This is a genomic window from Candidatus Pelagibacter sp. HIMB1509, from assembly GCF_052047855.1.
In the GTDB taxonomy this organism is placed as follows: Bacteria; Pseudomonadota; Alphaproteobacteria; order Pelagibacterales; family Pelagibacteraceae; genus Pelagibacter.
On sequence record NZ_JBNAIU010000001.1, the window covers coordinates 504,711 to 517,410 of the forward strand.

Consider the following 12,700-nt stretch of genomic DNA (forward strand, 5'->3'; position numbering starts at 1 on the left):
CCCCCAAATTGAGCATGAAAATAAATCCAAATTATTCACCTAATTTTGATTCAAAAAAAAGGAGTTTAGATGAAATTAATTTCATTATTTTTCATTACACAGGAATGAAAAATGAAAAAAAAGCTATTGATAAATTATTAGATATTAAGTCCAAAGTAAGTTGTCATTACTTTATAAAAAATAACGGTGAAATTTTAAGAATGGTACCTGATTCATATATCGCTTGGCATGCAGGAGTTTCTAGTTGGAAAAAGTTTAAATCTTTAAATAAAAATTCTATTGGAATTGAAATAAATAATCCTGGTCATGAGTTTAAGTATAAAAAATTTTCAAAAAAACAAATTTACTCTTTAATTCAATTGACAAAACATATTATTAAAAAATATAAAATTAATACAAATTCAATATTAGGTCATTCGGATATTGCACCAGATAGAAAAAAAGATCCAGGTGAAAAATTTCCTTGGGAATATTTATCAAAAAAAAAGATAGGTATCTGGCATGAGTTAAAGTCAAATGAAATTAAAGTTTATAGAAGATTAAAATTAAGCAACCTATTAAAAACAAAATTTATAAATAATCTTTATAAAATTGGATATCCTAAGAACTTGAAAATAAATGAAAAAAAATACAATAAAAATATCACAGTTGCATTTCAAAGGAGATTTAGACAAGAATTGATAGATGGGAAAATTGATAAAGAATGTTTGTTAATAAGTAAAAACTTAATAAAAAAGTTTAATTAAATTATCTTGTAATTTTTAAGTTTAATTATAAGTTCCATTTGCCAGATAAATGACTTATCACTTTAATTTATTTTAAAGAGGAAAGTCCGGGCTCTACAAGGACACAGTGCCAGGTAATGCCTGGCGGGGGAAACCCTAGGGATAGTGCCACAGAAAATAAACCGCCATAACATGGCAAGGGTGAAAAGGTGTGGTAAGAGCACACCGGTTCTATTGGTAACAATGAACGCTGGAAAACCCCACTGGGAGCAAAACTAAGTAGAGATGACATTGTTGCAAAACTAAAAGCCGTCCTTGGCTAGTCATCAGGGTTAGTTGCTTGAGCTTAAGAGTGATCTTAAGCCTAGATAAATGATAAGTTTAAATGACAGAACCCGGCTTATAGTTTATCTGGCACTTCAAAATTCAGAAACAAAAAAACAAAATATCAATACAATTATTTTTGTAGCTTGAAGGATAAATTTAAATAGAGCTCGAATAAGCAACCTTATTAGCTCAGCAAACAATTAAATGAAAAAACTCATCAATTTTAAATCATTATTTAAAATTTTTCCTCGTAAAATGACTTTAATTAAGCACAGAATCAATATTTGACTATCATTTTAAATACCCATATATTCCCATATATTCCCATTTATGGAATTTATAAAATTAAAAATATATGTTTTTATCTACTTACGAGAACAGACTAGACAAAAAAGGGAGGGTATCTGTGCCTGCTAGCTTCAGATCTCATTTGTCTAATTTAGGTTATAATGGCGTTATATGTTATCCATCTTTTAATAATTCTTCGATAGAAGCATGCTCTCAAGACAGAATTGAAAAAATCTCCTCAGCAATAGATTCTTTAAATCCTTTTGAGGAAAAAAGAGATTATTTTGCAACATCCATATTAGCAGAAAGCACTAATTTGCAGTTTGATAGTGAGGGTAGAATTTCTCTTCCATCAAAATTATTAAAACATGCAAAAATAAAAAATTACATGTTGTTTGTTGGTCAAGGTCAAACCTTTCAAATTTGGGAACCAACAGCATTTGAAAAATTTAAGACATCAGCAAGAAAAAAAGCAAATTTAAATCGAGCAAGTCTTAAATGGGAAAAACATTTAAACAACAACGAGGGGAAATAAGATGACAATTAACTTTAAAGCACCAGAGATAAAAGAACTTCAGCCACGACTTTTAGTTTTAGGAGTTGGTGGAGCTGGAGGAAACGCAATAAATGAAATGATTGATAATAAACTTCAAGGAGTAGAGTTTATTGCAGTAAATACAGATGCTCAAGATTTAAAGTTAAGCAAAGCAAAAACTAGAATTCAAATTGGTTTAAATTTAACAAAAGGTTTAGGCGCAGGTGCAAAATTAGATATTGGACAAGCAGCTGCTGATGAATCATTAAACGAAATTGTAAATACACTTCAAGGTGCAAATATGGTTTTTATTGCAGCTGGTATGGGTGGTGGAACTGGTACTGGTGCCGCTCATGTCATCGCAAGAGCTGCTAAAGAATTAAATATTTTAACAGTAGGTGTTGTGACTCTTCCATTTTTATATGAAGGCCCCTCTAGAATGAGAAGAGCACAACAAGGATTGGAAGAATTAAGAAAACATGTGGATACTATAATTGTTATTCCAAACCAAAACTTATTTAAAATTGCAAATGAACAAACAACGTTCGAAGAGTCTTTTAATCTATCAAATAACGTATTGATGCATGGCGTTCAGAGTATTACAGATTTAATGGTAAGACCTGGATTAATTAATCTAGATTTTGCTGATGTTGAAACTGTAATGGCTTCAATGGGTAAAGCTATGATGGGTACTGGAGAATCTGAAGGCGAAGGTAGAGCACTCAAAGCTGCGGAGATGGCAATTAGTAATCCATTAATTGATGATTACACTTTAAAGGGCGCTAAAGGATTGCTAGTAAATATCACAGGTGGTAAAGACTTAAAACTTTTTGAAGTTGATGAAGCAGTTAACAAAGTAAGAGCAGAAGTTGATCCAGAGGCTGAGTTAATTATAGGAGCAATAACTGATGCTGACCTAGATGGAAAAATGAGAGTTTCAATTGTTGCAACTTCACTAGATGGACAACAACCCGAATCTAAATCAGTGGTAAATATGGTGCACAGAATTCAAAATCGTAATCCAGGTTACTCTGATTTTTCAAATATGAGTTCTCCAGCTTTTAATTTTTCAAACTCATCAAGCCCAATCACTCATGGTGCTAACGCTCTTAAGGTTGAGAATGAGATGGTTCAAGAACAAGAGCAAGCAAGTGTTGAAAATGAAATGATGAACGAAAATTTCACTTCAGAAAACAGTGTAATAACAGAAAACATTATCGAAGACAGCACTGTAAATGAAATGGAAAAATCATTTACTCAAGAAGCAGTAGAAACATTTGAAGAAAAAAATCATGATGAAAATTTTCAAGAAAAACCTTCAAATGATCTTAAGGAGTTTGGCGTAGATTCTGACTCACCAGATTTATTTAGTTCAGAAAGTGAAAACTCTTCACCTTCAGATTTGTTGAATTCTGAAGATCAAGAAGATGAAGACGATCTTGAAATTCCTGCTTTCCTAAGAAGACAAAAAAATTAATGGTCTTCAAAGAAATAAATGGAAGCCACCATAGTACCGGATGTAAAAAAACATTATCCTGTACTGCTAAAAGAAATTATTAGCGTTATCACCCCTCAACATGGTGGCACATTTATAGACTGTACATTTGGTCAAGGCGGATATTCAAAAAAAATACTGGAGTTTGAAAATACGAAGGTAATAGGACTTGATAGGGATATTGAAAGTCAAAAAATTGCAAATTCAATATTAGATGATTTTGAAGATAGATTTGTTTTTAAAAATTTAAAATTCAGTCAATTAACTAATTTAAAAATTAAAAACGAAAATATCAAAGGTGTTATTTTTGATCTTGGATATTCATTAACACAAATGAAAGATCCAAAAAAAGGATTATCTTTCAACTCAATGACAAATTTAAATATGCAATTGGGTTTAAATAATTATTCAGCTGCTGATGCTATAAATAAACTTGATGCAAAAGAGTTGGAGAAAATTTTTAAATACTTTGGAGATGAAAAAGATGCAAAATATATTTCTAAAAATATTGTAAAAGAAAGATTAAATAAGAAAATTGATACACAGGGTTTAATTAAAATTGTTGATAAATCAAAAATAAGAAAGAATTTTAAAGTTCATAATTCAACTAAAGTTTTTCAAGCTCTTAGAATTTTTGTGAATAAAGAAATAAGTGAATTAATTTATGGATTGATAAACGCTACAAAAGTACTAAAAAAAGGAGGTGTTTTAGCTGTTGTTACTTTTCACTCTGTAGAAGATAAAATTGTAAAATATTTTTTAAAAAGTCTTTCTCAAAACAAAAGTATTTCAAGATATACACCTCAAACTGAACAAAAAGAAACTTTATTTAATTTAAGTCAAAAAAAACCAATTATTCCATCTGATCTTGAGATAAAAGAAAATCCTTCTTCGAGATCTGCAAAACTAAGATATGCAATTAAGAAAAGTGATTTCTTTAATTTTGATACAGATATAGAGGAAAAATTTAAAAATTTTTTAGAAATTGAAAGGTATGGAGATAAACTTTGAAAAAATTATTAGTAGCATTAACAATTATAATTTTAGTTTTAACTACAGCAATTATCAAGAATACCACAAAAAAAATTGAAGATAAAATATTTGCCTATAAAGAAAGTGTAAGACTTTTAAAATCAGATTTAGAAAATATTCAGTTGGAATATGATTATCTAAGTTCTGCTGAAAAATTATTGGAATATCAATCTTTATATTTTGAAGATCAATTAGTTCAAAAAAAAATAGAAGATATTAAAATTTATAATATTTCAGAAAATGTAAATAAATTAGAGAAATATAAAATTACTAAGGAAAAATGAGAAATTTTAAAGAAAGATTAACAATTGAAGATCACAAAAATGATTTTGTTTATAAAAAAAGTAATACTGGATTAAATATTCAATTTAATAGAGTTGCTTTTATTTTCTTTGTCTTTTTTGTTATTTATTCAATATATACAATACATTTAATTCATTTAGGGTCTCGAGAGGCAAAAGTTGAAAATACAAACAACACGCTTACTTTCAGTAGTGATCTTTATAGAGCAGATATTTTAGATATTAATGGAAATTACTTAGCAAAAACAGTTAAGTCAATTGATGTTGGTCTCAAAACTTCAGACATAATTAGTAAAGAAAAATTACTGTTAAGTCTAAAAATTATTTTCCCAGACAAAGATTTTAATGAAATTGAAAAAAAAATAGAAAACAAAAAGTTTTTTTATTTAGAGAAAAAAATTTCAGAGGAAAAATATGAGCAAATTATGAAGTTGGGAGATAAATCTCTTATTCCTGAAGAAAAAGTCCTTAGAATGTATCCACAGAAAAATCTTTTTAGTCATATTTTAGGACAAATAGATAATGACAATAATGGTATTTCTGGATTAGAAAAATCGTTAAATCAAAATCTTAGATCATCTAGAGACCCAATTAAATTAACTGTTGATAAAGACATTCAATTTTTAATTAGAAAAGAATTATTAAAATATCAGGAAATTTTTAAAAGCAAAGGAAGTGCAGCGATTTTAATGGATGTTAATAATGGCAATATACTCTCTTTAGTTTCATTACCTGATTTTAATCCAAATGAGAGAAAAAATATATCAGATGTAAATTATATTAATAGAGTAACAAAAGGAACATATGAACTTGGTTCAGTTTTTAAAGTTTTTACTTTTGCAAGTGCTTTAAATGAGAAATTAATTGAACCAGACACTAAATTTTTAAATTTACCAAAATCAATTAAATGTGACAGATACAGGATTGGAGAATATGATAATGAAATACCTTCAGATTTAACTGCTGAGCAAATTTTAGTTAGATCTGGAAACATAGGATCTGTACGAATTGCTCAAAAAGTTGGCCCAGAAAAATTTAAATCCTTTTTAGAGGATATTGGAGTATTGACTCAGATTAATTTTGACATTGAAGAAGTGGCACCTCAAATTGATTATGATTTTGGAAAATGTAGATTAGCAACAGCCTCTTTTGGTCATGGAGTAGCAACAACTATTCTTCAACTAGCTAAAGGATATGCTATTTTAGCTAATGGTGGCTATGATGTAAATCCAACTTTGGTTTTTAAGGAAAATAATAAAAAAAATAACAACAAAAGAATAATTAATAAAGGAATTTCAGAACAAGTTGTTAATGCTTTAAGAAAAATTGTTAATACAGAGGAGGGTACTGCTAGATTTGCAGATGTTCAAAATTATGAAATTGGAGGCAAAACAGGCACAGCTGATCAACCAGAAGGAGGAAAATATTCTGAGGCAAAAATAAATACTTTTAGTTCGGTATTTCCAACATCAAATCCACAATTTGTATTTGTAGTGATGTTAGATACACCTAAAAAATCAAAAGATTATTATTATAAGTATAGGCATAGAAAAGGTGGATGGAAAGGAACACTTTACAATACAGCTGGATGGACATCAGTAGAAGTAGCAGGTAAAGTGATTGACAAAATTGGGCCTATTTTAGCCACAAAATATATACAAGTTGACTAATAATGTTACTTGGAAATTATTTTGATGGTATCCACAAAAACTATAAAAAGTTATTTTTTTCAGGAATTTCTTTTAATACTAGATCATTAAAAAAAAATAATATTTTCTTTGCAATTAAGGGAAACAGTATAGATGGAAATAAATTCATCTCTAAAGCTATAGAAAAAGGTTCTAAAATAATTGTAACAGAACAAAAAATAAAAAATTTTCGTAATGGAATTTTGTTTATAAGAACAAAAAATATAAGAAAACTATTAGCAGAAGTCTCATTTAAAATTTACAACAAAATACCAAAAAATTTAGTAGCTGTTACAGGAACTAATGGAAAATCTTCAGTTGCTGAATTTTATCTTCAAATAATGCAATTAAATAAAAAAAAGGTTGCTTCAATTGGAACACTGGGGGTTAAATCAAAAAATATAAATTTAAATTTATTTAATACAACAACTGATCCAATTAATTTAGGTCAGATCTTACAAAAATTAAAAAAAGAAAAAGTTGATAATGTTATAATGGAAGCTTCCAGTCATGGATTAAAACAATATAGATTAGATGGATTAAACTTTAAATCTGGAATTTTTACAAATTTATCACAAGATCATCTTGATTATCATAAAAATTTTAAAAATTATTTAAAAGCAAAACTTTATTTATTTGAGAATTTAATTGAAAAAAAAGGGAATATAATTACTGATAAAAATATACCTCAATATAAAACAATCAAGAAAATCTCTTTAAAGAAAAAATTAAAATTATCAGCAATAAATGAAAAACAAAATAATTTTCAAATATTATCTCATAGATATGACAATGAAAATCAATTGATTAAAATAAAAAATAAAGATTCATTTAAGGAAATTAACTTAAATTTAATAGGTAAAATTCAAATCAAGAATATTTTGATGGCTGCAATTGCAGCACAAAAAAGTAATTTAAATTTTGAAAATATTTTAAAAGTCTTACCAAAATTAAAACCAGTTGAAGGTAGATTAGAAAAAATTGGAACAATTAAAAATAATTCGATTGTTATTCTTGATTATGCACACACTCCTGATGCTTTAAAGGTTTGTCTTTTAAATATTAAAGAGCAATTTCCTGATAAAAAGTTAAACCTTTTATTTGGTTGTGGGGGGAATAGAGACCAAAACAAAAGGATGAAAATGGGTAAAATAGCAAGTATTTATGCAGATAATATCTATCTAACTGATGATAACCCTCGTTACGAAAACCCAATAAAAATAAGAAAAGATATTAAAAAAGGCATCAATGCTAAGAAAATTACAGAAATTTCTAATAGAGCAATAGCAATATCTCAGGCTATTAAAAATTTAAAAAGTGGAGATATTTTATTAGTTGCAGGAAAAGGGCACGAAAACACACAGGAAATTGGTAAAAAGAAAATCAAATTTTCCGATAGAATAAAAATTCTAAAAGAAATCAATAAAAAAAATAAAAATTTATCCGATCAATTAAAAATAAATATAATTAAAGAACTTTCTAACACTCAAAAATTACCAAAGTCTATTTCTATAAATAATGTGAGTATTAATTCTGATGAAGTAAGAAAAAACGATGTTTTTTTTGCTATTAAAGGAAAAGTAAATGATGGAAATAAATTTGTTTCACAGTCGTTTAAGAAAAAAGCATCATTAGCAATTGTAAATAAAATTCAAAATAATCTAGATGATAAACGGCAGATAAAAGTTAAAAACACCTTAAAATTTTTAACAAATGTTTCAAAAGTATACAGAAAAAATATAAGCACTAACATTGTAGCTATTACAGGTAGTTGTGGGAAGACTACACTCAAAGAATTATTGGGAAGTGTGTTGGGAAAAATTTCAAATACAAGTATATCACCAAAGTCTTATAACAATAAATTTGGAGTTCCTTTAAGTCTTCTTAATATTAAAGAAAATGATCAATATGGAGTTTTAGAAGTAGGAATGGATAAAAAGGGTGAGATTGATTATCTAACAAAAATAATTGAGCCAAATGTTGGAGTTATTACAAATATAAATTATGCACATGCAAAAAATTTTAAAAATATAAAACAGATTGCATTAGCAAAATCAGAGATTATAAATAATATTAAATTAAATGGTTCTATTATCTTAAATGCAGATGATAAATTTTTTAAACTTCATAGTAAAATTTCTAAAAAGAAAAATCTTAAATTAATTTCATTTGGTATCAAAAGTAAAAGAGCAGATATTAAGTTAATAGATATTAAATCGTTTGGAAAAAATTTTAAAATTAAAATTAGATTTATGAATAAAACTAAATATTTTGTAATCTCTGATGACTATCAAAACAATATTTATAATATTCTATCTGCATTAGCTGTTATTAGTGTGAATTCAAATATATTTAATTTAAATAAAAATATTTTTTTAAATTTTAAAATTCCTGATGGAAGAGGGGACCATTCAACAATAAAAATAAATAATAAAAAAATAAATTTAATTGATCAAAGTTATAACTCAAACCCGCTATCATTAAGTTCAGCTATTAAAAATTTTGATAAAATAAAGTCAAACAAGTCTAAAAAATATTTGCTGCTTGGAGATATGTTGGAGCTTGGTAGTTATTCTAAAAAACTTCATGAATCTATTGCTCCATTAATAAATCAAACTAAAATTGATAAAGTTTTTGTAAAAGGAAAAATGGCTTCTTTAATATATAAAAAAATATTGAATAGTAAAAAAGGCAAAATATTAAGTAAGAATTCTCAGATCAATGATTTGATTAGTAATGATATTAAAAACAATGATTATTTAATGATTAAAGCCTCACTTGCGACAGGTTTCAATAAGATAGTTAATGAAATAAAGGGTTTAAATTAAATGCTATACCAGTTTCTATTAAATTTTGTTGATAATTTCGGCTTTTTAAACGTCTTCAAATATTTAACTTTCAGAACTGGTTTATCTTTTTTTACGTCATTAGTAATAGTTTTGTTTATTGGAGGTCCTTTTATAAAATTTTTTTCAAATCAAAAAATTTTTAATCCAATTAGAGATGATGGACCTGAAGATCACATAGTTAAAAAAATTGGAACTCCAACAATGGGTGGAATTATTATTTTACTTGGCTTAATAATTTCGGTTATTTTATGGGCAGATTTATCAAATAATAATATCCTATTTTGTTTATACATTGCTATTTCATTTGGATTACTCGGTGCATTTGATGATTATAAAAAAATTAAGCAAAGTAATTCCTCTGGTATTTCATCAAAGTTTAAAATAATTGCACAGATTATATTAGCGTTATTAGGAGTAAGTTTGTTTGTCTATTTGAATGATTATCAAGATTTAAATAATTTATATTTTCCTTTTCTTAAAAATTTAATAATTAATCTTGGATGGTTTTTTATACCTTTTGCTGTATTTGTAATAATAGGTTCTTCTAATGCTGTAAATCTTACAGATGGTCTAGACGGTTTAGCAACAGTACCAGTAATATTGGTGGCAGCTTGTTTTGCATTTATAAGCTATGTAACTGGAAATATTGTTTTTTCAAATTATTTACAAATTCCTTACATTGAAGGAACAGGTGAAGTTGCAATTTTTTGTGGAGCAATTATTGGAGCTTGCTTAGGGTTTTTATGGTTTAATGCTCCACCAGCTAAAATTTTTATGGGAGACACAGGCTCTTTATCTTTGGGTGGTTCTTTAGGGGCGGTTGGTATTATAACAAAACATGAGATTGTTTTAGCAATAACTGGAGGTCTTTTTGTTTTAGAAGCAGTCTCCGTAATGGTTCAGGTAATTTCATTTAAGCTTACAGGAAAAAGAATTTTTAGAATGGCACCCATACACCATCATTTTGAGAAAAAAGGTTGGCCCGAGTCTACTGTAGTTATTAGATTTTGGATTATCTCAATAATTTTAGCAATGATAGGACTTGCTACGTTGAAATTAAGATAATGAAAAATAAAAAAAATATTTTTTTAAGAAAAAAAATATTAATATATGGATTAGGAAAAAGTGGAATATCTTCATATAAATTTTTAAAAAAAAAAGCAGATGTTTATCTTTTCGATGACAATTCAAAAATAAATAAAAAATTAGTTAGTTTAAGTAAAATTTCAGAAATAAGTTTTGATTTAATTATTATTAGTCCAGGAATAGATATTTCAAAATGTAAATTATCGACTTTCTTGAAAAAAAATTTACAAAAAATTTATACAGACCTTGATGTTTTGTACTCTTTTTATGATAATTTGAGCATAACAATCACAGGTACTAACGGAAAATCAACCACAGCAAAAATACTACATGATGCTTTGGTTGATCAAAAAAAAGATGCTCGATTGATTGGGAACATAGGAAATCCAGCACTTGCAGAGAAAAAAATAACAAAAAAAACGATTTTTGTGATTGAAGCCTCATCGTATCAGCTAGATTATTCAAAGATATTTAGATCAAAGTATAGCTTAATTCTAAATATTTCAGCAGATCACATTGAAAGACATAAGAACCTAAAAAATTATGTTAATGCAAAATTTAAATTAATCGAGTCTCAAGTTAAGGGAAATTTTGCATACGTTAAAAAAAATGATTCATTAATTTCAAAAAAAATTAAAAAGAATAAATTTAAGTCAAAAATTTATAAAGTTGATATCTCAAATTTGAAAAACATAATTGATAAGATTAGCAATAAATACTTTGCTTCCGACGGTAATAGAGAAAATCTTTCATTTATTTTTGAAATTGCACGTAAATTGAAACTTTCTAAGAAAAGATTAATCCAAACAATTAATAATTTTAAAGGTCTTAATTATAGACAACAAATTGTTTTTGATAAAAAAAATTTAACAATAATAAACGACTCTAAATCAACAAGCTTTGCTTCTTCAGAAAATATATTAAATAATTTGAATGATGTTTATTGGATTTTGGGAGGAATACCAAAAAAAAACGATAAGTTCAAATTATCTAAAATAAAATGTAAAAATATCAAAGCGTATATTTTTGGTTCATATCGAAATAAGTTTCATAAAGTTTTGAGAGATAAATTAAAGGTTAAAAAATATAAAACTTTAAATGAAACCTTACGTGCAATTTTCTTAGAGATAGAAGAACAAGAAATTAAAAAAAATATAATTTTTTTTAGTCCTGCTGGTGCATCATTTGATAGTTTTAAAAATTTTGAAGATCGAGGCAATTACTTCAATAAAATAGTTAAAAAATTAATATATGCAAAGTAATAGCATAATTTATAAATTTTATTACCAGTGGTGGAAAAATATTGACAAACCTATATTGTTTTTAGTTAGTATTTTATTCACTAGTGGACTTTTTTTCTCTTTAGTATCAACATCACTCATAGCTTCAGATAAATTAGATACCAACAATTATTTCTTTTTTTTTAAACATTTAATTTATGTAATTATTGGAGTAATTCTTATTTTTATTTTTTCATCTTTAAATCAAGATAAACTATATAAATTTTCAATAATTCTCTTTTTTATTTCATTACTCTCTTTGTTTTTAGTACCTATAATTGGCATAGAAGTTAAGGGATCAAGAAGATGGATCGATTTATTTTTTTTACCAAGATTTCAACCCATAGAGATAGTGAAACCTTTCTTGATTGTAATTCTTGCAATTATTTTATGTAAAAATGAAACCAATATTTTATTAAAATATTTGGCATCAACAATTTTAATGACTTTAGTTTCTTTACTACTGATAATTCAGCCAGATATTGGTCAAACATTATTAGTAGTTTTTTCATGGGCTGTTTTGATATTTTGTTCAGGTATTAATTTATATTTTTTGCTCACAATCTCTTCTATTGGATTAATTTTGTTGTCTTATATGATTATTTACATACCAAAATTTAATTATATTAAAGCCAGAATTTTTTCATTTTTTGATAAAGAAACAGGTACTCATAATTTTCAATCAGATAAAGCAATAGAGTCAATAACAAGTGGAGGTTTTTTTGGAAAAGGAATAGGAGAAGGAATACTTAAAAATAGAGTGCCAGAAGCACATACTGATTATATTATTTCAGTAATTTCCGAAGAGTTTGGAGTGATTGCCATAATTTTAATCTTAATTTTGTTTTTAGTCCTAATTTATATGGTTTTTAAAAAAATAAGTTTTGAAACTGAGGAGCAAAATAAACTTATTCTTATTGGATCAGTAAGTTTAATTCTCATGCAAGCCACAATTCATATCGGAGTTAATATAAGATTATTTCCAACAACTGGAATGACATTACCTTTTTTGAGTTATGGAGGCTCTTCAATTGTAAGTACCTCAATATTGACAGGTATAATTTTAAACTTAACAAAAAGAAAAATATAATAA

At 26.5% G+C, this 12,700-nt stretch carries 10 protein-coding genes and 1 other RNA gene; all 11 read left to right on the forward strand.

Annotated features, from left to right (window positions below):
• Positions 1-14: 14 nt before the first annotated feature.
• The gene (locus ACTTBO_RS02620; RefSeq protein WP_440656248.1) at positions 15-746 is read left to right on the forward strand and encodes an N-acetylmuramoyl-L-alanine amidase; all 732 of its coding nucleotides are present in this window, start codon (positions 15-17) and stop codon (positions 744-746) included.
• Between the two features lie 41 nt (positions 747-787).
• Positions 788-1,144: RNase P RNA component class A (gene rnpB, locus ACTTBO_RS02625), an RNA gene on the forward strand.
• Between the two features lie 263 nt (positions 1,145-1,407).
• Positions 1,408-1,875 (forward strand): division/cell wall cluster transcriptional repressor MraZ, encoded by a 468-nt coding sequence (gene mraZ, locus ACTTBO_RS02630; protein ID WP_440656250.1) that lies wholly within the window; start codon positions 1,408-1,410, stop codon positions 1,873-1,875.
• 1 nt (position 1,876) lies between these two features.
• On the forward strand, positions 1,877-3,352 hold the full coding sequence (gene ftsZ, locus ACTTBO_RS02635; protein WP_440656252.1) for a cell division protein FtsZ: 1,476 nt from the start codon (positions 1,877-1,879) through the stop codon (positions 3,350-3,352).
• Between the two features lie 18 nt (positions 3,353-3,370).
• Complete coding sequence (gene rsmH, locus ACTTBO_RS02640; RefSeq protein ID WP_440656254.1) at positions 3,371-4,381, forward strand: 16S rRNA (cytosine(1402)-N(4))-methyltransferase RsmH; 1,011 nt, start codon at positions 3,371-3,373, stop codon at positions 4,379-4,381.
• Entirely contained in the window at positions 4,378-4,686 is a 309-nt protein-coding gene (locus ACTTBO_RS02645; RefSeq protein WP_440656256.1) for a cell division protein FtsL, read from the forward strand. The genes rsmH and ACTTBO_RS02645 overlap by 4 nt, the downstream gene beginning before the upstream one ends.
• Positions 4,683-6,374 (forward strand): peptidoglycan D,D-transpeptidase FtsI family protein, encoded by a 1,692-nt coding sequence (locus ACTTBO_RS02650; protein WP_440656258.1) that lies wholly within the window; start codon positions 4,683-4,685, stop codon positions 6,372-6,374. The genes ACTTBO_RS02645 and ACTTBO_RS02650 overlap by 4 nt, the downstream gene beginning before the upstream one ends.
• Before the next feature lie 2 nt (positions 6,375-6,376).
• Positions 6,377-9,220, forward strand: coding sequence for a UDP-N-acetylmuramoyl-L-alanyl-D-glutamate--2,6-diaminopimelate ligase (locus ACTTBO_RS02655; protein WP_440656260.1), 2,844 nt, complete (start codon positions 6,377-6,379; stop codon positions 9,218-9,220).
• Positions 9,221-10,306 (forward strand): phospho-N-acetylmuramoyl-pentapeptide-transferase, encoded by a 1,086-nt coding sequence (mraY, locus tag ACTTBO_RS02660; RefSeq protein ID WP_440656262.1) that lies wholly within the window; start codon positions 9,221-9,223, stop codon positions 10,304-10,306. It begins immediately after the preceding gene.
• Positions 10,306-11,589, forward strand: a complete 1,284-nt coding sequence (gene murD, locus ACTTBO_RS02665; protein ID WP_440656264.1) for a UDP-N-acetylmuramoyl-L-alanine--D-glutamate ligase — start codon at positions 10,306-10,308, stop codon at positions 11,587-11,589. Before mraY ends, murD begins: the two co-directional genes overlap by 1 nt.
• Entirely contained in the window at positions 11,579-12,697 is a 1,119-nt protein-coding gene (locus ACTTBO_RS02670; protein ID WP_440656266.1) for an FtsW/RodA/SpoVE family cell cycle protein, read from the forward strand. The genes murD and ACTTBO_RS02670 overlap by 11 nt, the downstream gene beginning before the upstream one ends.
• Positions 12,698-12,700: the final 3 nt, after the last annotated feature.